This is a genomic window from Azonexus sp. (assembly GCF_047638095.1).
Classification (GTDB): Bacteria; Pseudomonadota; Gammaproteobacteria; order Burkholderiales; family Rhodocyclaceae; genus Azonexus.
On the sequence record NZ_JBLJBW010000022.1, the window covers coordinates 1 to 21,618 of the forward strand.

The following is a 21,618-nucleotide window of genomic DNA, read 5'->3' on the forward strand; positions in this document are numbered from 1 at the left end:
ACGATCACCAGATCGCAGGCATCGGCCAGCGCCTTGACGGCATCCTGGCGGTTTTGCGTGGCGTAGCAGATGTCATCTTTCTTCGGCCCCTGAATGTTCGGGAAACGCGCCCGCAGCGCAGCAATCACGCGGCCCGCGTCGTCGATGGAAAGCGTGGTCTGGGTGACGTAGGCCAGATGCTCGGGGTCGTTCACCACCAGCGCCGCCACATCTTCCGGCGTTTCGACCAGGTACATGCCCCCTTGAACCTGGCCCATCGTGCCTTCGACTTCCGGATGCCCCTTGTGGCCGATCATGACGATTTCGCGCGCGCCCTTGCGCATGCGGCCCACTTCCAGATGCACCTTGGTGACCAGCGGACAGGTGGCATCGAACACTTTCAAGCCCCGCGCCTCGGCTTCAAGGCGCACGGCTTGCGACACGCCGTGGGCGCTGAAAATCACCGTATTGCCCGGCGGCACCTCAGTTAATTCCTCGATGAACACCGCCCCCTTGGCGCGCAGATCGTCGCAGACGAATTTGTTGTGCACCACTTCATGGCGCACGTAGATCGGCGCACCGAATTTTTCCAGGGCGCGCTCGACGATGGCAATGGCGCGTTCGACACCCGCACAGAAACCGCGGGGATTGGCAAGAAGGATTTGCATGGTGATGAATTCTCAAAAACAAAAAGCGGTCACGTCGCCGCAACCGCTTCTTGGGGAAGAACGCGCAATCAGAAATGCAGGGCGCGCTTGTCGCAGGCCAATGCAGCTTCGTGCACGATTTCCGACAGCGTCGGGTGGGCATGGCAGATGCGGCCGAGGTCTTCGGACGCACCAGCAAACTCCATAGTGACCACGGCTTCGGCAATCAGTTCAGAAGCGTTGTTGCCGATGATGTGCACGCCGAGGATACGGTCGGTTTGGGCATCGGCCAGCACCTTGACGAAACCGCTGGCGTCACCGTGGCCGAGGGCCCGGCCGCTGGCCATGAACGGCACCTTGCCCGGCTTGTAGGCGATGCCTTCGACCTTCAACTGCTGCTCGGTCTTGCCGACCCAGGCGATTTCCGGATGGGTGTAGACCACGCCCGGAATGGTGTCGAAATTGCAGTGACCGGCCTGACCGGCGATCATCTCGGCGACCATGACGCCTTCTTCGGATGCCTTGTGCGCCAGCATTGGGCCGCGCACCACGTCGCCGACCGCCCAGACGTTGGGCAGATTGGTTTGACAGTGACCATTCACTTCGACCTGGCCGCGCTCATTGAGCTTGAGGCCGACCGCGTCGCCGTTCAGGCCGTCGGTATTCGGGATGCGGCCCACCGAAACGATCAGCTTATCGACTTCCAGCTTCTTCGCGCCGTCCTTGTCCTCGTATTCGACGGTGACACCCTTCTTGGCCACCGAAACCTTGCCGATTTTGACGCCGGTGCTGATTTTCAGGCCCTGCTTGATGAACAGCTTGAGCGCTTCCTTGGCGATGTCCTGGTCGGCAAACGGCAGGAAATCCGGCATGGCTTCGAGCACCGTCACCTCGGTACCGAGACGGCGCCACACCGAGCCCATTTCCAGGCCGATGACGCCCGCGCCGATGACGCCCAGACGTTTCGGCGCGGCCTCGAAATCGAGCGCGCCGACGTTGTCGCAGATCACCTTGTTGTCGACCGGAATGCCGTCCAGATGACGCGGCTTCGAGCCGGTGGCGATGATGACGTGCTTGGCCAGCACCTCTTCGGCGCCGACCTTGAGCTTGTACAGCTCGCCTTCCTTGCCGGCAAAGCTGGCGTGGCCGTTGAGCCCCGTCACCTTATTTTTCTTGAACAGGCCGCGAATGCCGCCGGTCAACTGGGTGACGATGGTGTTTTTACGCCCGACCATGGTCGGCACGTCGATGCTGACGCCCTTGGCGGAGATGCCGTGCATGGCAAAGCTGTGGTTGGCTTCCTCAAACAGTTCCGAAGAACGCAGCAGCGCCTTGGATGGAATGCAGCCGACGTTCAGGCAGGTGCCACCCAGGCGCGGCTCGCCCTTGGGATCGGCGTAGGCGTTGGATTCGGCGCAGGCCGTATTGAAACCGAGCTGGGCAGCGCGAATGGCCGCCACGTAACCGCCGGGGCCGCCACCGATGACGAGAACGTCAAATTGTTTGTTGGACATGGGTTTTCCTTGGAGTGCAAGGTAAGTCGGACAAGGTGAAATAGGGAAAAGCGCCCTATTTCACCCTGGCTCACATGCATCATTCACCTTGCGTTGTTTGGCAAAAAAACGTGGGGATAGCACGGAAAATTTCCGCGCCGCCCCCACGTTTCACATTTCGTCTTTCACTTTTCACGCCCCTCGGGCGCTCTCACACGCCCAACAGCAGGCGCGACGGATCTTCCAGAGCTTCCTTCATGGTCACCAGACCAAGCACGGCTTCGCGGCCGTCGATGATGCGGTGGTCGTAGGACATGGCGAGGTAGTTCATCGGACGCACCACGACCTGACCATTTTCGACCACGGCGCGATCCTTGGTGGCGTGGATGCCGAGGATGGCCGATTGCGGCGGGTTGATGATCGGCGTCGACATCATCGAGCCGAAGATGCCGCCGTTGGAGATGGAGAAGGTGCCGCCGGTCAGATCTTCGATGGAGATCTTGCCGTCCTTGGCCTTCTGGCCGAATTCGGCGATCTTCTTCTCGATGTCGGCAATGCTCAGCTGGTCGGCGTTGCGGATGATCGGCACGACCAGGCCGCGCGGCGAGCCGACGGCAATGCCGATGTCGATGTAGCCGTGATAAACGATGTCGTTACCATCCACCGAGGCGTTCAGGATGGGGAAGCGTTGCAGGGCGGCACAGGCTGCCTTGACGAAGAAGCCCATGAAGCCGAGGCGCACGCCGTGCGTTTTCTCGAACTTGTCGCCATACTGCTTGCGCAGCGCCATGACCGGGGCCATGTTGACCTCGTTGAAAGTGGTCAGAATGGCGTTGGTCTGCTGCGACTGGAGCAGGCGCTCGGCGATGCGGGCGCGCAGGCGGGTCATCGGCACGCGCTCTTCGGCACGTTCACCCAGATTGACGCCGGAAACCGGCACCGGCAGCGAGGCCAGTGCGCTCTTGGCGGCGGCGACCGGGCCGGACGGCGCGGCAGCCTTGGCCTGGGCGGCGACGGCATCTTCCTTGGTGACGCGACCGCCACGGCCGGAACCGGCGACCTCGGCAGCGGCAATGCCTTTTTCTTCCAGAATCTTGCGTGCCGCCGGGCTGGCAGTGCCGGCCGGGGCCGCCGCCGCAGGTGCCGGAGCAGCCGCCGGCGCAGCGGCCTTGGCCGGTTCCGCGGCCGGAGCGAGCGCACCCGCCACGGCGGTGGTGTCGATCTTGGCGATCAACTCACCGGACACGACGGTTTCGCCATCGCCCTTGATGATCTCGACCAGCACGCCGGCACCCGGCGAGGGGACTTCGAGCACGACCTTGTCGGTTTCGATGTCGACCAGGATTTCGTCGCGGGCAATAGCTTCGCCAATTTTCTTTTTCCAGGTTGCCAGCGTACCTTCAGCAACGGATTCAGACAGTTGCGGGACTTGAACTTCAATAATGCTCATGATGACTCCACTCTGCGGTAGTGATTATTGGTAGTCGATCTTGCCCAGAGCGGACTCGATCAATGCCTTTTGTTGCTCGTTGTGCTTGGCGAGGTAACCCACGGCCGGCGAAGAAGAGGCCGGACGGGCGACCAGCAGCAGTTTCTGCTTCGCGCCCATCTGGCTGACCAGGTGGTTGCGCGAGGCGATCCAATACCAAGCCCCTTGATTGCGCGGCTCCTCTTGCGCCCAGACCACTTCGGTCGCCTTGGGGTATTTGGCCATTTCCTTTTCCAGCGATTCTTTCGGGAAAGGATAGAGCTGCTCCAGGCGCACGATGGCGATGTCGGTGATCTTCTTTTCGCGGCGCGCATTGACCAGGTCGTAATACACCTTGCCGGAACACAGAATGACGCGCTTGACCTTCTTCGCATCGAGATCATCGGTTTCGCCGATCACACGCTGGAATTCGCCGCTCGCCAGCTCCTCCAGGGAAGAGCCTGCATCCTTGTGGCGCAGCAACGATTTCGGCGACATGACCACCAGCGGTTTACGCTGCATGCGCACGCCTTGGCGGCGCAGCATGTGGAAAACCTGGGCGGCGGTGGTCGGCACGCAAACTTCCATATTGTTTTCGGCGCAGGCTTGCATGAAGCGTTCCAGGCGGGCGGAAGAGTGCTCCGGCCCCTGACCTTCGTAACCATGCGGCAGCAGCATGACCAGGCCGGAAGCGCGCCCCCACTTGGCTTCACCGGAAGCGATGAACTGATCGATCACCACCTGGGCACCATTGGCGAAGTCGCCAAACTGGCCTTCCCAGATGACGAGTTCGTAAGGATTGGCCGAGGAATAGCCATAATCGAAGGCGAGCACGGCTTCTTCGGAGAGCACCGAGTCATAGCACTGGAAACCGGCCTGTTTTTCCTGCAGGTTTTTCAGCGGATGATAGGTGCCGGCATCCCAGCTGGTGCGGTTCTGGTCATGGAAGGCGGCATGGCGGTGGAAGAAGGTGCCGCGTCCGACGTCTTCACCGGAAATGCGCACGCCATAACCGGAAACCAGGAGCGAGGCATAGGCGAGATTTTCGGCCATGCCCCAATCCACCGGCAGCTTGCCTTCGCCCATGGCGGCGCGGTCTTCGGCAATTTTCTTGACGCGAGAATGCAGGGTGAAGCCTTCCGGCACGCTCGACAAACGCTGTGCCAGACGCTGCAGTTCCGCCATCGGCACCGTGGTGTCGCAGGTCTCGATATATTTTTTGGTCAGATAAGGAGCCCAATCGATGGTCATCGGGTGTTTGTAGCCCGCCAGCACCGGGTTATAGAGCAGCTCGCCCTTGTCCAGATGGGCGCGATACTCGGCAATCATCTGATCCGGACCATCCGCGGCCAGCACGCCTTCAGCAATCAGCTTGTCGCCGTAAAGTTTGCGCGTGCCGGGATGCTTGCTGATGATCTTGTACATCAAAGGCTGCGTCACCATCGGCTCATCCTGCTCGTTATGGCCGAGTTTGCGGTAGCAAATGATGTCGACGACGACGTTCTTCTGATAGGTCTGGCGGTATTCGACGGCCAGCTGGGTGACCAGCGCCACGGCCTCCGGATCGTCCCCATTGACGTGGAATATCGGCGCATCGACCATCTTGAAGATGTCGGTGCAATAGTGGCCGGAGCGATAATCGCGCGGATCGGAGGTGGTGAAGCCCACCTGGTTGTTGACCACGATGTGCAAGGTGCCGCCGACACCATAGCCGCGCGTTTGCGAGAAATTGAGCATTTCCTGATTCACGCCCTGCCCGGCCACGGCGGCATCGCCGTGAATGAGGACAGGCATGACTTTTTGCTTGCTGCCTTCGCCGCGCCGCACTTGCCGTGCATACACCGAACCTTCCACCACCGGATTGACGATTTCCAGGTGCGAAGGGTTAAAGGCCAGGGTCAGGTGACAAGGGCCGCCGGGGGTGGAAACATCCGACGAAAAACCCATGTGATATTTCACATCACCGGCGGACAAATCGCTCTTTTTCTTGCCTTCAAATTCTTCAAAGAGCATCGACGGCGCTTTGCCCAGGGTATTGACCAGAACGTTCAGACGGCCACGGTGGGCCATGCCGACCACAACCTCATCGACACCTTGCGCGCCAGCGCTGCGAATGGCTTCATCCATGGCAACGATGAGCGATTCACCGCCTTCGAGCGAAAAACGCTTTTGGCCGACGTACTTGGTGTGCAGATAGCGTTCCAGGGTTTCAGCAGCGGTCAGACGCTCCAGGATGCGCTTCTTCTGCTCGCTATTGTAGGTGGGACGCGAGCGGATGCTTTCCAGCTTGTCTTGCAGCCAGCGCTTTTCGTCGTAGTTCGTCATATACATGTACTCGACACCAATGGTGCCGCAGTACGTCTGACGCAGGGTTTCCATGATGTCGGAGAACTGGGCGTTTTCCGGCAGCCCCTTGAGCGAACCGACGTTGAAGGTCTGTTTCAGATCGGCATCGGTGAACCCGTAGAAAGACGGCTCCAGCTCATCGAGCTTCGGACGCGGCAGGCGTTTCAAAGGGTCGAGATCGGCCCAGCGCGTTCCCAGGGAACGGTAGGCCGTGACCAGCTGACCGACCGCCGATTGTTTTTTGTTTTCAACGCAGGTCGCGGGGGCTGCGGCCGGGCGAAAACCGCCGTCGCGGGCCAATTCGGCAAAAGCCGAGATGACCGGCGTATGCGCCACGTCGCGCGCCGCGAAGCCCGGCATCTGCGCCAGACGGTCGAAATAATCACGCCACTCGGCGGTCACCGAGCTCGGATCGTGCAGGTAATTCTCGTAAACCTCTTCAACGAAGGGCGCATTGCCTCCGAAATAAAGCGAGCTGTCGAATTTATCGTTCATCGTGTTCATAGGCTCCTCCCACCGTACGCTTTCCTATTTGTGCAGAGCAACAAGGCCCTACATGTGAAAAAGGCGGCCTTACGGCCGCCCTATTGTGCATGCAAATTATCCGCGGCCGGCCAAGGGCACCACGTCGCGCTTGGCAGCGCCGACGTAGAGCTGACGCGGGCGGCCGATCTTGTATTCCGGATCGGAAATCATCTCTTCCCACTGCGCCATCCAACCCACCGAGCGGGCGAGCGCGAAGATGCAGGTGAACATTTCGGTCGGCACGCCAATGGCCTTTTGCACGATGCCGGAGTAGAAATCGACGTTCGGGTAGAGTTTCTTCTCGACGAAGTATTCGTCTTCCAGCGCAATGCGTTCCAACTCCATGGCGAGCTTGAACAAACGGTCGTTTTGCAGACCCAGTTCGCCCAATACGTCGTTACAGACCTTGCGCATCAGCTTGGCGCGCGGATCGAAGTTCTTATAGACGCGGTGACCAAAGCCCATCAGCTTGAAGGAGTCGTTCTTGTCCTTGGCGCGCTTGATGTATTCACCAACGCGCGACACGTCGCCGATTTCTTCCAGCATATTGAGGCAAGCTTCGTTGGCACCACCGTGCGCCGGCCCCCACAGGCAGGCAATACCGGCAGAAACGCAGGCAAACGGATTGGCCCCAGAAGAGCCAGCCAGACGCACCGTAGAGGTGGAGGCATTTTGTTCGTGGTCGGCGTGCAAGGTGAAAATCACGTCCAGCGCATTGACCAACACCGGATTCGGCACATATTTTTCGCAAGGATTGCCGAACATCATGCGCATGAAGTTGGCGGTGTAATCCAGATCGTTGTCCGGGTACATGAAGGGCATGCCCTTGTTGTACTTGTAGGCCATGGCAACGATAGTCGGCATCTTGGAAACGATGCGGTTGAAGCTGATGCTGCGGTGCTCGGCATCGGAGAAGTCCATGGCTTCGTGATAGAAAGCAGACAGCGCGCCCACCACGCCGACCATCACGGCCATCGGGTGCGCGTCGCGGCGAAAGCCATTGAAGAAGCGGGTGAGTTGGTCGTTCACCATGGTGTGCTTCTTGATGACCGACTCGAAATCAAGTTTTTCCTGCTTGTTCGGCAATTCGCCGTTCTTCAGCAGGTAGGCCACTTCCAGGAAAGAGCATTTATCGGCCAGTTGTTCGATGGGGTAGCCACGATAGAGCAATTCGCCCTTGTCGCCATCGATGTAGGTAATGGTGGATTTGCAGCTCGCCGTCGACAAAAAGCCCGAATCGTAGGTAAACAAACCGGTTTTGCCGCCCAAGGTACGAATGTCGATACAGTCGTTACCGTGCGTCGGGGACATGATCGGGAAGTCAACGGGTGCTTGTCCGTCGATATTCAGAGTTGCCTTGCGTTCGATTGTCATGGTTTTCTTTGCCTTTACGGGTGTTTATTTATCACTGCCTTGCCAAAAAAATCGCGTGTATTACATCAACACACGCGCCATCGATACATCAACTACTCACTACTTCAGATGTTTTGCTGGTCAATAGCCGAACCTTAGCTGGTCAAGCTTACTGAACACTTACGAATCTTCTCCACCACCGGCACGAAATGTGCCTCATCTGCCGCGCATTCTGCCTTGCCGCTCAGGAGGTACCACAGTTCGTGGTCCTCCAGGGCCACCAGCTCGACAAACGCCGCCTGCTCGGTTTCGCTCAGTTGAGCGAAACCCTTGTCGAGAAAACGCGTCAGCGTAATATCGAGTTCGAGCAGAGCCCGGCGTATGCAACGCCAGCGCAGGCGTTCATAATCGGCGCGTTCCATTAGACGGCGCGATTGACCATCATGTCCTTGATTTTGCCGATAGCCTTGGTCGGGTTCAAACCCTTCGGACAGACATCGACACAGTGCATGATGGTGTGGCAGCGGAACAGGCGGTACGGATCTTCGAGATTGTCCAGACGCTCGTTGGTCGCCTGGTCGCGGGTATCGGCGAGGAAGCGGTACGCTGCGAGCAGGCCCGCCGGACCAACGAATTTATCCGGATTCCACCAGAATGACGGGCAAGCCGTCGAACAGCAGGCACACAGGATGCACTCGTAGAGACCATCGAGTTCTTCGCGGTCTTCCGGCGACTGCAGGCGCTCGCGCTCGGGCGGCGGGTCATTGTTGATGAGGTAGGGCTTGATCGAGTGATACTGCTTGAAGAACTGGGTCATATCGACGATCAGATCGCGAATGACCGGCAGCGCCGGCAGCGGGCGCAGCACGATGGGCTGCTTCAGGTCTTCGACGTTGATCAGGCAGGCCAGTCCGTTCTTGCCATTGATATTCATGGCGTCTGAACCACACACCCCTTCGCGGCAGGAACGGCGGAAAGACAGCGTGTCGTCCTGCGCCTTCAGCTTGACCAGAGCATCCAGCAATTTGCGATCGGTGGGTTCCAGTTCAACGGAAACGTCCTGCATGTACGGCGCATCATCCTTGTCCGGATCGTAGCGGTAGATGCTGAATTGAACCATGCGTTTGCTCATGTTTTTCTCCGATTAGTACGAACGCGTCTTGAGCGCGATGGTTTCGACAGTCAGCGGCTGCATGTTCACCGGCTTGTAGCTCAGGCTGTTATCCGCTGGATTGAACAGGCTGTGCTTGAGCCATTCGGCATCGTTGCGGCCATTCGGGAATTCGGCGCTATCGGGAGCGTCGTCACGCACGTGCGCGCCGCGCGATTCCTTGCGGGCTTCAGCGGAAATCATGGTGGCCTTGGCGACTTCGATCAGATTCTCCATTTCGAGCGCTTCGGTGCGGGCCGTGTTCCAGGCCATGGATTTATCCTTGATTTCCAGCTCACGCGCCGCTTTTTCGACTTCCAGAATCTTTTCCACACCGGTTTTCAGCAAATCGCCGAAACGGAACACGCCGGCGTGCGTTTGCATGGTGCGCTGCATGGCCAGACGGGTTTCGTGCACATTGGCACCGCCCTTGCGATTATCCAGCGCAGCAATGCGCGAAAGCGATTGCTCGGCAGCATTTTGCGGCAGGTCGCGGTGTTCCTTGCCTTGCTTGAGGTCTTCCACGGCGGAATCGCCCGCCGATTTACCGAACACCAGAAGGTCGAGCAAGGAATTCGTGCCCAGGCGGTTGGCCCCGTGCACCGAGGCACAAGCGCATTCGCCGGCGGCGTAGAAGCCCGGCACGACGGTGTTCGGGTTGCCATTTTGCGGCACCACGACGCGGCCCGAGTAATGTGTCGGAATGCCGCCCATCTGGTAGTGGCAGGTCGGCACCACCGGCAGCGGCTCCTTGATGCAATCGACGCCGGCAAATTGCAGGCCAATTTCACGGATGCCCGGCAGACGCTTCATGATCACGTTCGGATCGAGGTGGGTGATGTCGAGCAGGACGTAATCCTTGTTCAGACCGCAGCCGCGCCCTTCGTTGATTTCGGTGGTCATGGCGCGCGACACCACGTCGCGCGAGGCCAGATCCTTGGCATTCGGCGCGTAGCGCTCCATGAAACGTTCCTTGTTGGCATTACGCAGGATGCCGCCTTCGCCGCGCACCCCTTCAGTAATCAGCACGCCAGCGCCGGCCACGCCGGTCGGGTGGAACTGCCAGAACTCCATGTCTTCGAGCGGAATGCCGGCACGCGCCGCCATGCCCAGGCCGTCGCCGGTGTTGATGAAGGCATTGGTCGAAGAATGGAAAATACGCCCGGCACCGCCGGTAGCGAAAATCGTGGCGCGCGAATGGAAGATGACGACCTGACCGGTTTCCATTTCCATGGCGGTAACGCCCAGCACATGACCTTCGCTATCGCGGATCAGGTCGAGCGCCATCCATTCGACGAAGAATTGGGTATTGGCCTTGACGTTGCGCTGATACATGGCGTGCAGCATGGCGTGACCAGTACGGTCCGCCGCCGCGCAGGAACGACGCACCGGCTTTTCGCCGAAGTTCGACATGTGGCCGCCGAACGGGCGCTGGTAGATCTTGCCGTTGTCGGTACGGTCAAAGGGCATGCCGTAGTGTTCAAGCTCGACCACGCACTGATTGGCTTGACGCACCATGAATTCGATCGCGTCCTGGTCGCCGAGCCAGTCGGAACCCTTGACGGTGTCGTACATGTGCCAGTGCCAGTGATCTTCCTCGGAGTTACCCAGCGAAGCGGCGACGCCGCCTTGCGCCGCCACGGTGTGCGAACGGGTCGGAAAAACCTTGGACAGCACCGCAGTTTTCAGGCCGGCTTCGGACAACTGAATGGCAGAGCGCAGACCGGCACCACCGGCCCCCACGATCACGGCATCAAATTTGAGAACAGGAATACTCACGCTTACAGCCTCCAGAGAATCGTGGCAACCCACGCGGTGTATGCCACCAGCACCACAACGGTCACAATATGCAGGGTCAGGCGCAGTCCGACCGGCTTCACATAGTCCATCCACAAGTCACGCATGCCGATCCAGGCGTGATAGAAAAGACTGATGAAGAAAAGAAAAGTCGCCATCTTCAACAGGCCGCAGGTGGCAAACATCTCGCGCCAGGCCTCGAAGGTGGAAGGGCGGTGCACCAGCAACAAGACCGGCAGCAAGACCGAATACAGCGCCATGACAATGGCGGTGACGCGCTGAATAATCCAGTCTTTCAGACCGTAATGCGCGCCGACAACGATACGATTGATCACAGCAGAATCCCCCACAGAACGAGCGTCAGCGGAATGCTCACGGCCAGCACCACGAGAGCCGACTGTTGCGCCGCTTCTTTTTCAACACAGATGTGGCGATCGATCAGCAAGAAGCGGATGCCGGCACAGAAATGATGCGTAAACGCCCAGATCAAGCCCGCGATGATCACCTTCACCAGCAAATTGCCGGTGACGGCGGTAAAGGCCTCGGGCGACGACAAGCTCGCGCCGAACAGCCAAACGATCAGGGGCAGCATCAGGAACAAGCCCGCGCCGCTGATTCGGTGAAGAATCGATACCTTGCCGCTCCACGGCAACTTGATCGTGGTGAGGTCCAAGTTCTTTGGACGCTTCTTTTTGATGGACATTTCTGCCATGAACGTCATCCCTCGCGTGTAAGTGCGGTTTTCCGCTTGTACGTGGTTTGAAAAGAGCCGTAATTATACAGACAAAAATCGTTACAAAACGAGGCAGGACGCGCAGCACGCGCCCTCACCCCCTGAAAATCACCCCAGATTATTCTGATAGTAATGCTGCGCCGTCAGATACAAACCGCGCCGCCATTCCACCGGCTGATTGCCATAGCTATAGGCCGTACGCTCCACCAAGAGAAGCGGCGAAGCTTCTGCCACCCCCAGCCAGTGCGCGCTTTCCGCATCCGCTGCGACGGCACGCAAACGCTCTTCGGCATGGATCATGCGCACGCCGAAATCGGCTTCGAGCTGACTATAAAGCGAGCGCTCACTGGCCCGTAAGGATTCCAGCGACAAGCCGGAAAATTGCTCGGCCGGCAAATGAATCTGATCAAAAATCACTTTTTTGCCAGCAAAACTGAGCAGGCGTTTGATGAGAATTACGGGGGCTTCTGCCGGCAGCTGCAAAGCGGCTGCGATCTCTGCCGTCGCCGGCAATACAGTGCAGGAAAAAGGTTCGCTATGCGACTCCACCGCCTTGCCGTCATCCGGCAACAGGCGCAAAAAGCGATAGTGTGAGCGCGGATCGTCGTGAGTGGCAACGAAAGTCCCCTTGCCCTGGCGGCGCACCAGCAAATTTTCTGCCGCCATTTCGTCGATGGCCTTGCGCACCGTGCCTTGGCTGACGTTAAAGCGCTGCGCCAACTCCGCCTCGCTCGGGATCGCCGCGCCCGGCCCCCATTCGCCGCGCGCCAGGCAATCGACCAGAAAATCCTTGATCTGCCGATAGAGCGGGCTGAATGTCGGTGCCGTCGCGCGCGCAGCCGGCGCAGAAGCGGGCAATAAAACGGACGAAGAAAGTTCCTGAGTCATGGCTGGCAATTTCAGCACAAATTTACGCCAACGTCCATTAAAAGCTGTCTTATATAAGACACAGAATTGACAGGCGTAAAACGAGCTTCTACCATCACGCTTGTGTCGAAATGTTGCACTCGGCGCGGCCGACTGCCATGCGACACGACACCGCCAGACACTTACATTATTTGCTGTTCAACCCAAGATTCCAGGAGCCTTACATGTCCAAAGCCCCCATGCGCGTTGCCATTACCGGTGCCGCCGGCCAGATCGGTTATAGCCTGCTGTTCCGCATTGCCTCCGGCGAAATGCTCGGCAAAGATCAGCCGGTCATCCTGCAACTGCTCGACCTGCCGCAAGCGCAAAAAGCACTGCAGGGCGTGATGATGGAACTGGACGACTGCGCTTTCCCGCTCTTGTCCGGCATGGTTGCCACCGATGATCCGAACGTCGCTTTCAAAGATGCCGACGTCTGCCTGCTGGTCGGTGCCCGTCCGCGCGGCCCCGGCATGGAGCGCGCCGACCTGCTGCAAGCCAACGGTGCCATCTTCACCGTGCAAGGCAAGGCCATTGCCGAAAACGCCAAGGAAGACGTCAAGGTGCTGGTGGTCGGCAACCCCTGCAACACCAATGCCTACATCGCCCGCGCCGCCGCCCTCAAGGTGGGCCGCACCAACCCGAACAACTACCACGGCATGCTGCGCCTGGACCACAACCGCGCCCTGACGCAACTGGCGCAGAAGGCCGGCCGCACCGTCTCCTCGCTGAAGAAACTGGTCGTCTGGGGCAACCACTCGCCCTCCATGTATGCCGATTACCGCTTCTGCACCTCCAACGGTGACAGCGTCAAGAACCTCATCAATGACGCCGCCTGGAATAACGATGTTTTCCTGCCCACCGTCGGCAAACGCGGTGCCGCCATCATCGACGCGCGCGGTCTGTCGTCCGCCGCCTCCGCCGCCAATGCCGCCATCGACCACGTCCGCGACTGGCACCTGGGTTCTGAAGAATGGGTGACGATGGGCATCCCGGCCCCGGCTGACAACGGCTACGGCATCCCGGAAGGCCTCGTTTTTGGCCTGCCCTGCGAGTGCAAAAACGGCAGCTTCACGCTGATCAAGGGTCTGGAAATCGACGAATACGCCAAGAGCAAAATCGCCATCACCCTGAAAGAACTGGAAGACGAGCGCGCAGCGGTTGCCGACATGCTGAAGTAAGCGTTTTTCTACCTGCAAAAAGCCGTGGTGACCAGCCACGGCTTTTTTTCGCCCGCGGTTTTTTTACACCATGTACCGGCAAAGGACAGAAGAGCGCCGCACGAACAACAGCACTTCGCAAGCAATTTGCCTTCAACCCAGCCACAACCCCGCCGGCAGGGCAGACCACTGGATGCCGGTGGGCAGGGTGCTGCAGCCAACTCTTTCTTGCAGACCGCGTGTGGGCAGGGGATAGCAGCGCACATCGTCGGTTCTGGCATCGATCCGCGTGTTGATTGCAGCAAGGCAGTGCGCCAGATCCTTTTCTGAACCGACCAGCAGAAAAACGCTATATTCGATGGGTGTCGCGTAGTTGACCATCACCCGGTGCACGCGCTGCAGGCGGCGCGGACAGGTGATGTCGTAACCTATCAACCAGCTGTGCATGCTGCCCCGGCAGGCTGGGCCTGGCCGACCGCTTGTGTAATGTCGCGCACCGCTTGTTCCAGCTCGCGGCGAAAAAACTCGGCGCGGGTTTCGTAGGCGGCATAAAACCGCCCGCGCCCGGCTTTGCCCAGCAGACAACCGGCCTCGCTGAGTGAAAAATCCTCGGCTTTCACCGTTTCTACCCGGAACAAGTCGAGCACAAAACGATCCGCTTGCCCCCGCAAAGCTTCCATCACATCGCAGGCGAGCGACTCGCGGCCAAAATTCAGGCTGTGATAAAAGCCGATGAAAGGGTCCAGCCCGGCACCATACAGCGCCAGCGTCGCCTCGGCGTGCAAGAGCGTGTAAGTCAGTGAGAGCAGCGCATTAACCGGATCACGCGGTGGCCGGCGATTGCGCCCGTGGAATTTCAGACTGGCCGGCAGAATTTCCGTCAGCGCCTCGAAATAACTTGCCGCTGCCGCACCTTCCAGACCGCGCAGGGCAGCGATTCCCGGCTGTGCATCGATCTGCGCCAGCATGCCCTCGATGCGCCGTTCGCACACCGTCAGCGGATAACGATGCAGCGGGCTGGCCCCGCGCCGCTCACGAATCAGGGCCAGTTGCCCGGCCAGCTTGGCGCTGACAATCGCGCGCGAAAAGCGCAAGCAGAAATCGGCGTCGAGCGACAGCCGATACTGCGCCACCCGGCGCGCCGCATCGTTATGCGGCCGGCCGAGTAACAATGAAGGTATACCCTGGCGCCCCGACAGCACCACCACGCCGATGCCGTGCTCGCCGAACTTGCCGAGCAGACTGGCGTTCAACTTGATGTCGCCACGCAAAAAAACCCGCGACAAGGGATGCAAAGGCACCGTGCCGATACGTTCGCCATTCTCGACAAACACCAGCGCCTCACCATCGGCCTTCAATTCCACATTCTTGCGGTCAACGTACAAGCTGCTCATTTCTTGCCCCCTCAAAGAATCATGAACGCCCCGCCATGCGGCGCTTTGGCGATGCCCAGCTGACGTGTCTGCTGGCGTGGATCAAGCTGAAAAATATGCGCCCGGTCCGCATCGATCTGCATACGCTCGAGCAAACCGGCGCGCACTTCGCGCAACTCCGCCGGCGTCAGCCAGCATTCAAAAAACGATTTCTGCCCGCCCACCTTGTAACCGAGCAAAAAACGATGCACCCGATAAAGCCGCTTCGGGCAGGAAATGTCGTAGCAGACGAGGTAGAGGGTGCGGGCGGGGTCGAGCATGGCGCATCACTCGTCAAATCAGCGCAGCACACCGTCCGGGGCCTGCTTTAACTCGACCGGCGTCATCATGAGCAATCGTTTTGTTTGCCTCATCGCTTCCCCTTATTTTTCAATGAAGTTGTGGCGTGATGAAAGCTTAGGCGATGTGCCTTGAATTGCTCAGCTGGCAAGCTTGCCAGCCATCCGGTTGACAAGCTTGCCTGCCGGATAGCACGCAAAGTGACCTCCTATACTTCGAGGCATGGATACCAGCCACTTCCTTCTGCCTGACCTGTATGCCATTGCCTCGCTCGACGAGGCGGATGCTGCGCAGCAGTTAAAAGCTCTCCTGCAGGAAAACGGCGTCAACCGCCGTGGCTGGAGGCTTTATCTGGACTATGGTGATGCCTTGCTTGAATCGCTGGGCAGCCATCTGCTCAACCCGCAGAGGCAGCAACAAAGCTGCCGCCACGTCGAGCAAGTGCTGAGCCTGCTGGCCGCCTGTGAAATGGACGTGCCACCACCGCGCGAACTGATGGGTGCCCTGGCACAGTGGCCGGTTGCGCCTGGCGATGTGCCGCCCTTACTTTTCCGTGCAGCCTGGAAAGCCTGCGTGCTGTATCAATACACTCAGCCCACTGCTATTGATCTATCCGCTTTCATTGCGACAGAAATCAACCCGGTCATGGGCTGGGCCTTGGGGCAAGGGAGGCAGAAACTCAACGAACAACGTCTGCGTGCCGGTTGGCCCGCCATTCGTCGCGCCTATCTGGACAGCCTGGTCGTTGATCCACAGCAAAGCATTGGCCGCGATCATCCGGAATATACCGAATGGCAGATTATCGTCCGCCAGGTGGATTACGCCGGTTATCGCTTCATTGCCCTTGGCAATACGACTGATCTGGAGGTAGAAAGTACGCGGATGCAGCACTGCATCGCCTCCTATGCATCGCGCTGCCGCACCTCGATGTGCCGCGCCTATCGAATCATAGAGATCAAGCAGCAACAACACGTTGGGACTTTGGCCGTCGATACGGACTACAACGGCGACTGGTATATCGAGCAGCTGCAAGGTCAGTACAACAGCGAGCTTGATGCGCGCGTGGTAGAAGCGGTCGACGCGGTGTTGCGGGCGCATGATGACGCCTGCCGGTCGGACCCAGCATTGCGGCAAATGGTCCGGCAGAACGCGGCTGCGGAACGCAAAATACTGGAACGCCGCAATCAGCAAGAGGCAGCAAAGCATCAGTTTGACGCACTAATGACGCTTTCCAATCTGGTCTGTGTAGATGTGCCGGTGGAGCTCTGGTGAGAGCCACGATGTTGACCGACACCCGACAAAGCACGGCCATCCGGCAGCGACCACTGCACTTCCCGTTTTTCTATCACATTACCCACAAAAACAATGTGGAGGGCATCATGCACCACGGTATTTTGTCGCATTCAACAGTTCGTGACAGATGTGACATCGACGCGATCGACATCTCTGATCCAGAGGTGCAACGGCACCGCTCCCTCCTGGAAACCGAATATTATCGGCCGATCCACGACTACGCTCCACTCTATATCAACCCACGCAATCCGATGCTCTACCGGCAACGTGAGTTGCAGCGGCACATTGTGATACTGAAAATTTCGTCGGGCATTTTGAGCGATAACCAGCATGTCTTTTGTGATGGGAATGCCGCCTCTCGTGATACAAAATTTTCAGTCACCCCGGAAATCATCTACAGCGCACTTGACGCCCTTAATGCCGGCTATTGGAATAACGTACCTGACGGCAAACGGCGTCGCTGTGCTGAAGTGCTGATTTATCCGCACGTCAGCCCGGTGCATATTGTTGCTGCAATCTGCAACAACGTGGCGCTGGCCAATGAAATGGCGGAAGTGACAAAAATCAAAACCGAAGTCAAGCCAAGCGTGTTTTTCTGAAAGGCAGGCAGTGTCTGAATTGAAAATAATTACTGGTAATATTTTTACCACGCAGCACCAAACCATCGTCAACACCGTGAATTGCGTGGGCGTGATGGGTGCAGGTATTGCGCTCGAATGCCGGTTCCGCTACCCGGACATGTTCCAGCAATACCTCAAGCATTGTGAAGCGAGGAAAATCGATATCGGCATTCTCTGGATATACAAAACGGATGATCGCTGGATACTCAATTTTCCGACCAAAAAACACTGGAAATACCCCAGCAAGGAAGCCTATCTACATGCCGGGCTCAAAAAATTCATGGACACCCATGAAGCGAAAGGAGTGCGCTCTGCGGCCTTCCCGGTACTCGGTGGTCAACATGGCGGCCTGGGGGTGGAGCAATCGATCGAAATAATGGAATCCTACTTGCGTCACTGTTCCATACCGATCGAAATCTACAAATATGACCCGCTGGCCGGGGACGATATATTCGACAAATTCAAGGAACGCATCAGCGCACTGGATTTAGAGGTGCTTAAGCGTCGTACCGGATTGCGGATTGATTACATTGAACGGATACGTGAAGCACTGAAGAACCCAAGCCTGCGACAACTCAATCAATTAGCCCAGGTGCAAGGCATTGGCGACAAAACACTGGAAAAAGTTTTTGCACTTGTACGCGACGAAGGCGATCTCGTCAGTCCCTCATGTCAATTAGGGCTGGGTTTCTGATTCCTGTTTTTGTCAAAAGCGGTGTTCTGTCAAATAATCACAGAAGTTTTCCTGACAGAATCCCCAGACAAAAACAGCCAGACCGCGCCTATTCGCGGCTTAAATAGCGAATTGTTGCCCGTCAGCATCTCATGGGCACCAGATTTTAATCCCTTTGAAATCAGGGCTGAGTTATTACCCTAGCCCCATCGCTATCCCGGAACTCTGCCTTTGTCTTAATCCCTTTGAAATCAGGGCTGAGTTATTACAGGCAGACTTGCGCGGCGCAGACTTGCGCGGCGTCTTAATCCCTTTGAAATCAGGGCTGAGTTATTACCCACAGGAGTATCATCATGCAACAGTTCACCTTGTCTTAATCCCTTTGAAATCAGGGCTGAGTTATTACAGCCTGACCACGCGCCTTGCCGAAAGCGTTGTTCGTCTTAATCCCTTTGAAATCAGGGCTGAGTTATTACGGAAGCTGAGGATGAGGATGAGGATTTCGAAATTGTCTTAATCCCTTTGAAATCAGGGCTGAGTTATTACGCTACTTCCACCCGCATTCCCTCGCGTGAGGAATGTCTTAATCCCTTTGAAATCAGGGCTGAGTTATTACTTTTCCGCAAAAAGTTCTGCGATTGCACGCATTGGTCTTAATCCCTTTGAAATCAGGGCTGAGTTATTACATCGCCCGGTGAAAGCCTCAGTTGTTGATCGCCGTCTTAATCCCTTTGAAATCAGGGCTGAGTTATTACGTTCGTTCGCGAGTACATGGCGCAACTCAGCGCGTCTTAATCCCTTTGAAATCAGGGCTGAGTTATTACCAACCACATCACTCGATCCACTCAGCATCCTGGTCTTAATCCCTTTGAAATCAGGGCTGAGTTATTACGGATTGTTTTTCTCGTTGTGTCAATTCGACAAACTTGTCTTAATCCCTTTGAAATCAGGGCTGAGTTATTACGTACCGATCTTGGCTGTTTTGTTGAGAACCACTATGTCTTAATCCCTTTGAAATCAGGGCTGAGTTATTACGTCCGCCGAAAGCGTCCCTACTGGATCGCATCGTGTCTTAATCCCTTTGAAATCAGGGCTGAGTTATTACGCCCCGTCACGTGAAGAGTTCATTAGGGAATACGTCTTAATCCCTTTGAAATCAGGGCTGAGTTATTACGGACTGAAGGCGACGCCATAGGGGAGGTTGGGCAGGTCTTAATCCCTTTGAAATCAGGGCTGAGTTATTACGAACCGCCGATGCCGAAAGCAAAGACAAACGCCGTCTTAATCCCTTTGAAATCAGGGCTGAGTTATTACTGCGGCACTGCGAATTGTTCCATAGAATCAATGTATTGCACAGAGCGCTCTGGAAGATTTGAGTTTTTTGCTGAGGTTTCTTCCAGCGTGTAGCGGCCCAGGCCGAAAACGGTTTCCTTGCCGATGTGCAGCCATTGGCCAAGGTGTAGCGCGGGCAGGAAGGGGGTGAGGTTGCCGCGCAAGGTCCAGCGGCCGATGACGCCGCCAAGTTGCATGGTCTGTTGCTGGCGGGAAGAGCGGCGGGTCCAGTCTTGCCATTTCAGGTGTTTTTCGCTGTCGACTTCCGCCGCGGCGTGCTTCAGAGCTTTGAAGTTCCAGCCTGGGCTGCCGTTGCCGTGGAATTCGGCGAGCAGGCTGATTCGGCGCACGAGGTTCATCAACAGGCGTTCGGCGTCGAGTTTTGCTGGCGGCACGGCGCGGCCATTGTCTTGCAGGCGCAGCGGGGTGTGAAAGTTAAGGGTGATTTCGGTGCTGGGTTGGGGCGGGTTTTCGTGGTCTGGCGCAAAAACTTCAAGCTCGGTCAGTGTCGATTGCCCGTCGCCAGGGCCAAGGCCACGCTGGGCGGCGCGTTGCCAAGCCAGCCGGATGAGGGGTAATTCGTGCAGGGCGCGGCCCATCAATACCAGGTCGACATACCAGTTCTCACCGGGGGCGATCTGGCGAGCGCCCCAGCCGGCGGGTTCGATGAGGTAGGGGGCGGGCGCTTGGCTGAGGCGTTGCAGGCTGTGTTGGACGGGCGGCGGGGCGAAGATGGCCGGATAGGGGCAGGTGTGGTGTAGCGGGCAGCCGGCGCAATCCTTCTGCCGCGTCATGCAGGCCAGTTGGCGTAGCGCATGACCAAAGCCGCCGCGCAGTACGGAGCCGGCCCATTCAGGGAAGTACACCGGGGTGGTGGCGGTGAAATGGAGGCGGTGACGAGCGAGGGGGAGCAAGGTCATTGAGTCATCCAGCGCAGAATGGCGGTTTTGAGGTCGGCGAGTTCGTCGGGACGGATGAGCTTGATGTTGTATTTTTCGGCGCGTTGGCGGGCCTGGGTGTTGCGGTCAATGCTGCGCGCAGTGAGCAACCATTTGGTGTCGAGCCGGCCACCGACGTGTTTACCCAGGGTTTCAAGTTTGTTGAGGATGCTTTGGCTTTCGCCACGTTCGGAAATCTGCTGGCCGCTTTTGCATTCGATGAGCAACATACGGTTACGGTGAATGAAAACAGCATCGAGCTCGTTGAGCGGATGCTGGTTGCGACCGGGAATGGGCAGGTGGTTCCACGGGTCGATCATCAGGTTGATGCCCCAGCGGCTGTGGCTCAGGCGTTTGCCGGGTTCGCCCTGTTCGAGTTCTTTGCCGATCAGCCAGCACCATTCTTCGAGCCAGCCGCCCCCGAGATAGGTGGCGGCGCTGTCGTCGAAAATGGTGAACTGGCGGCCGGTTTTTTTCAGAATTTTGCGCTCGACCAGCATATCGAGCAGATTTTGTTCGTGGGAGTTGCCGCCGGCGTCCAGCCCAGCGCGATCTAACCGGCCATCGCGAAAATGGTAGGCGGCACCGTTCATCTGGCCGATCAGGCGCTCGATGCGCGGGGCGCTCTGAACCAGTTGGCGGGTGAGGTCGGCGCGGGTGTTCATGCCACTGACGTCGGGGCTATTGTCGCGCAGTTTGTAGCCTTGCACGGCAAGATAGGGCTTCAAGGTAAGCAGGTTGACCGGCAATTTCTGTTGCTCTCGGCCGATGGGGTGAAAGTAGTCGATACGCCCGGCCTCGGTGTCGCAGTAGATGATTTCGGCGTGCGGGCGAAAGGCTTGCAGAAAGCCGATGGTCATCAGCTTGTTGCCGCCGGTGAGGTTGAGGATGCAGCGTTTTCCGGCGGCTTCGGTAGCGATTTGTCGGGCTTGTTGATTGGCCCATGCCAGGATGTTGGGCAGGTTGTGATCCGGGCAGTCAGCGATGAGGCGGCAGCGTGCTTCCGGCAGGCCGCTTTGTTGCAGGCCGTAACGCAGTTTTTCGGCGTTATCCTGCATGGCGCGGCTGGCGATGATGATGACTTCGCTGGCTTTTAGATTGGGCGCTAGCACCGGGATCAGGTTGGGCAGGTTTTCACCGGTGGCGAGCACGATGTGCAGGCAGTTGCCGCCTTCCGCAGGGTTTTCTGCTGAGGCTTCCGATTGAATGGCGTAGGCCTCCAGCCGGGCGTTGTAAGCCAGCAATTCATCGGCTCCCAGCTCCCGCCCACGGGCGCTGGCCGGTAGATCGAGCGAGAGGTTGAGATAACGCGCGCCGCGCTGGCAGATTTCGGCGGCCAGGTGTACCGGCAGTGTGCCGATGACGGTGTCGCCGGGGGCCACCTCGGCCGGGTCGAGGTGGGTAGCATGGCGATCGATGCTGAGGCCTTGCTGCTCTGCCCAGGCGCGGGCACCGGGGTGGCGGGTGATGAACCAGGTAGTCATGGGGGGGCT

At 58.1% G+C, this 21,618-nt stretch carries 19 protein-coding genes, 1 pseudogene and 1 CRISPR repeat array; of the genes and pseudogenes, 4 read left to right on the top strand and 16 right to left on the bottom strand.

Annotation, left to right across the window (positions count from 1 at the left end; all coding sequences use genetic code 11):
* From ispH to ACM62Q_RS07475, 11 genes are all read right to left on the bottom strand, one after another.
* Positions 1-647, bottom strand: a 647-nt coding sequence (gene ispH, locus ACM62Q_RS07425; protein WP_415035124.1) for a 4-hydroxy-3-methylbut-2-enyl diphosphate reductase, incomplete at its 3' end; no start/stop codon positions are given.
* Between the two features lie 68 nt (positions 648-715).
* On the bottom strand, positions 716-2,140 hold the full coding sequence (gene lpdA, locus ACM62Q_RS07430; protein ID WP_415035126.1) for a dihydrolipoyl dehydrogenase: 1,425 nt from the start codon (positions 2,138-2,140) through the stop codon (positions 716-718).
* Positions 2,141-2,330: 190 nt separating this feature from the next.
* A complete protein-coding gene (odhB, locus tag ACM62Q_RS07435) occupies positions 2,331-3,569 on the bottom strand; it encodes a 2-oxoglutarate dehydrogenase complex dihydrolipoyllysine-residue succinyltransferase (RefSeq protein WP_415035128.1) in 1,239 nt (412 codons plus the stop codon).
* Positions 3,570-3,593: 24 nt separating this feature from the next.
* Positions 3,594-6,437, bottom strand: coding sequence for a 2-oxoglutarate dehydrogenase E1 component (locus ACM62Q_RS07440; protein WP_415035130.1), 2,844 nt, complete (start codon positions 6,435-6,437; stop codon positions 3,594-3,596).
* A 96-nt stretch (positions 6,438-6,533) separates the two neighbouring features.
* Positions 6,534-7,832 (bottom strand): citrate synthase, encoded by a 1,299-nt coding sequence (gene gltA / locus ACM62Q_RS07445; protein WP_415035132.1) that lies wholly within the window; start codon positions 7,830-7,832, stop codon positions 6,534-6,536.
* Between the two features lie 134 nt (positions 7,833-7,966).
* Positions 7,967-8,233: a succinate dehydrogenase assembly factor 2 gene (locus tag ACM62Q_RS07450; protein WP_415035134.1), complete on the bottom strand. Its 267-nt coding sequence runs from the start codon at positions 8,231-8,233 to the stop codon at positions 7,967-7,969.
* Complete coding sequence (locus ACM62Q_RS07455; protein ID WP_415035136.1) at positions 8,233-8,943, bottom strand: succinate dehydrogenase iron-sulfur subunit; 711 nt, start codon at positions 8,941-8,943, stop codon at positions 8,233-8,235. The genes ACM62Q_RS07450 and ACM62Q_RS07455 overlap by 1 nt, the downstream gene beginning before the upstream one ends.
* Positions 8,944-8,955: 12 nt before the next feature.
* A complete protein-coding gene (gene sdhA, locus ACM62Q_RS07460; RefSeq protein WP_415035138.1) occupies positions 8,956-10,740 on the bottom strand; it encodes a succinate dehydrogenase flavoprotein subunit in 1,785 nt (594 codons plus the stop codon).
* 2 nt (positions 10,741-10,742) lie between these two features.
* Positions 10,743-11,093 carry a succinate dehydrogenase, hydrophobic membrane anchor protein gene (gene sdhD, locus ACM62Q_RS07465; protein WP_415035140.1) on the bottom strand — a complete coding sequence of 117 codons (351 nt, stop codon included), beginning with the start codon at positions 11,091-11,093 and terminating at the stop codon, positions 10,743-10,745.
* Positions 11,090-11,470, bottom strand: a complete 381-nt coding sequence (gene sdhC / locus ACM62Q_RS07470) for a succinate dehydrogenase, cytochrome b556 subunit (protein WP_415035142.1) — start codon at positions 11,468-11,470, stop codon at positions 11,090-11,092. Before sdhC ends, sdhD begins: the two co-directional genes overlap by 4 nt.
* A gap of 129 nt (positions 11,471-11,599) precedes the next feature.
* A complete protein-coding gene (locus ACM62Q_RS07475; RefSeq protein WP_415035144.1) occupies positions 11,600-12,379 on the bottom strand; it encodes a GntR family transcriptional regulator in 780 nt (259 codons plus the stop codon).
* 203 nt (positions 12,380-12,582) lie between these two features.
* Here ACM62Q_RS07475 and ACM62Q_RS07480 point away from each other — a divergent pair, with 203 nt between their 5' ends.
* Positions 12,583-13,578, top strand: a complete 996-nt coding sequence (locus tag ACM62Q_RS07480; RefSeq protein WP_415035146.1) for a malate dehydrogenase — start codon at positions 12,583-12,585, stop codon at positions 13,576-13,578.
* 132 nt (positions 13,579-13,710) lie between these two features.
* Here the strand turns inward: ACM62Q_RS07480 and ACM62Q_RS07485 are convergent, their stop codons facing one another.
* From ACM62Q_RS07485 to cas2, 3 genes are read right to left on the bottom strand one after another with little or no spacing between them, the layout of a single operon-like run.
* Complete coding sequence (locus ACM62Q_RS07485) at positions 13,711-14,004, bottom strand: CRISPR-associated endonuclease Cas2 (RefSeq protein ID WP_415035148.1); 294 nt, start codon at positions 14,002-14,004, stop codon at positions 13,711-13,713.
* Positions 13,989-14,951, bottom strand: a complete 963-nt coding sequence (cas1, locus tag ACM62Q_RS07490; RefSeq protein ID WP_415035150.1) for a CRISPR-associated endonuclease Cas1 — start codon at positions 14,949-14,951, stop codon at positions 13,989-13,991. Before cas1 ends, ACM62Q_RS07485 begins: the two co-directional genes overlap by 16 nt.
* Positions 14,952-14,962: 11 nt before the next feature.
* The gene (cas2, locus tag ACM62Q_RS07495) at positions 14,963-15,250 is read right to left on the bottom strand and encodes a CRISPR-associated endonuclease Cas2 (protein WP_415035152.1); all 288 of its coding nucleotides are present in this window, start codon (positions 15,248-15,250) and stop codon (positions 14,963-14,965) included.
* 241 nt (positions 15,251-15,491) lie between these two features.
* Here cas2 and ACM62Q_RS07500 point away from each other — a divergent pair, with 241 nt between their 5' ends.
* The 3 genes from ACM62Q_RS07500 to ACM62Q_RS07510 are packed head-to-tail and all read left to right on the top strand — an operon-like array spanning position 15,492 to position 17,876.
* Entirely contained in the window at positions 15,492-16,541 is a 1,050-nt protein-coding gene (locus tag ACM62Q_RS07500; RefSeq protein WP_415035154.1) for a hypothetical protein, read from the top strand.
* An 8-nt stretch (positions 16,542-16,549) separates the two neighbouring features.
* Positions 16,550-17,161: a DUF4433 domain-containing protein gene (locus ACM62Q_RS07505; protein WP_415035156.1), complete on the top strand. Its 612-nt coding sequence runs from the start codon at positions 16,550-16,552 to the stop codon at positions 17,159-17,161.
* Positions 17,162-17,171: 10 nt separating this feature from the next.
* On the top strand, positions 17,172-17,876 hold the full coding sequence (locus ACM62Q_RS07510; protein WP_415035158.1) for a macro domain-containing protein: 705 nt from the start codon (positions 17,172-17,174) through the stop codon (positions 17,874-17,876).
* A gap of 142 nt (positions 17,877-18,018) precedes the next feature.
* A CRISPR array of direct repeats spans positions 18,019-19,169; the repeat unit is 36 nt; unit sequence GTCTTAATCCCTTTGAAATCAGGGCTGAGTTATTAC.
* Between the two features lie 149 nt (positions 19,170-19,318).
* Here ACM62Q_RS07510 and cas6 read toward each other — a convergent pair.
* Together cas6 and csx16 are read right to left on the bottom strand one after the other, a co-directional pair.
* Positions 19,319-20,107 (bottom strand): annotated as a pseudogene (cas6, locus tag ACM62Q_RS07515) (CRISPR system precrRNA processing endoribonuclease RAMP protein Cas6); the annotation flags it as partial.
* Positions 20,104-21,609: a CRISPR-associated protein Csx16 gene (gene csx16 / locus ACM62Q_RS07520; protein WP_415035160.1), complete on the bottom strand. Its 1,506-nt coding sequence runs from the start codon at positions 21,607-21,609 to the stop codon at positions 20,104-20,106. The pseudogene cas6 and the gene csx16, both read right to left, overlap by 4 nt.
* Between the last annotated feature and the right edge of the window lie 9 nt (positions 21,610-21,618).

Bases quoted from the DNA above. Each gene is read 5' to 3' on its own strand.
- ACM62Q_RS07500 (WP_415035154.1), top strand. From the start codon at position 15,492: ATGGATACCAGCCACTTCCTTCTGCCTGACCTGTATGCCATTGCCTCG.
- sdhC (WP_415035142.1), bottom strand. From the start codon at position 11,470: ATGGCAGAAATGTCCATCAAAAAGAAGCGTCCAAAGAACTTGGACCTC.
- ACM62Q_RS07485 (WP_415035148.1), bottom strand. From the start codon at position 14,004: ATGCACAGCTGGTTGATAGGTTACGACATCACCTGTCCGCGCCGCCTG.
- ACM62Q_RS07505 (WP_415035156.1), top strand. From the start codon at position 16,550: ATGTTGACCGACACCCGACAAAGCACGGCCATCCGGCAGCGACCACTG.
- cas2 (WP_415035152.1), bottom strand. From the start codon at position 15,250: ATGCTCGACCCCGCCCGCACCCTCTACCTCGTCTGCTACGACATTTCC.
- csx16 (WP_415035160.1), bottom strand. From the start codon at position 21,609: ATGACTACCTGGTTCATCACCCGCCACCCCGGTGCCCGCGCCTGGGCA.
- lpdA (WP_415035126.1), bottom strand. From the start codon at position 2,140: ATGTCCAACAAACAATTTGACGTTCTCGTCATCGGTGGCGGCCCCGGC.
- ACM62Q_RS07455 (WP_415035136.1), bottom strand. From the start codon at position 8,943: ATGAGCAAACGCATGGTTCAATTCAGCATCTACCGCTACGATCCGGAC.
- cas1 (WP_415035150.1), bottom strand. From the start codon at position 14,951: ATGAGCAGCTTGTACGTTGACCGCAAGAATGTGGAATTGAAGGCCGAT.
- ACM62Q_RS07480 (WP_415035146.1), top strand. From the start codon at position 12,583: ATGTCCAAAGCCCCCATGCGCGTTGCCATTACCGGTGCCGCCGGCCAG.
- odhB (WP_415035128.1), bottom strand. From the start codon at position 3,569: ATGAGCATTATTGAAGTTCAAGTCCCGCAACTGTCTGAATCCGTTGCT.
- ACM62Q_RS07475 (WP_415035144.1), bottom strand. From the start codon at position 12,379: ATGACTCAGGAACTTTCTTCGTCCGTTTTATTGCCCGCTTCTGCGCCG.
- gltA (WP_415035132.1), bottom strand. From the start codon at position 7,832: ATGACAATCGAACGCAAGGCAACTCTGAATATCGACGGACAAGCACCC.
- ACM62Q_RS07440 (WP_415035130.1), bottom strand. From the start codon at position 6,437: ATGAACACGATGAACGATAAATTCGACAGCTCGCTTTATTTCGGAGGC.
- ACM62Q_RS07450 (WP_415035134.1), bottom strand. From the start codon at position 8,233: ATGGAACGCGCCGATTATGAACGCCTGCGCTGGCGTTGCATACGCCGG.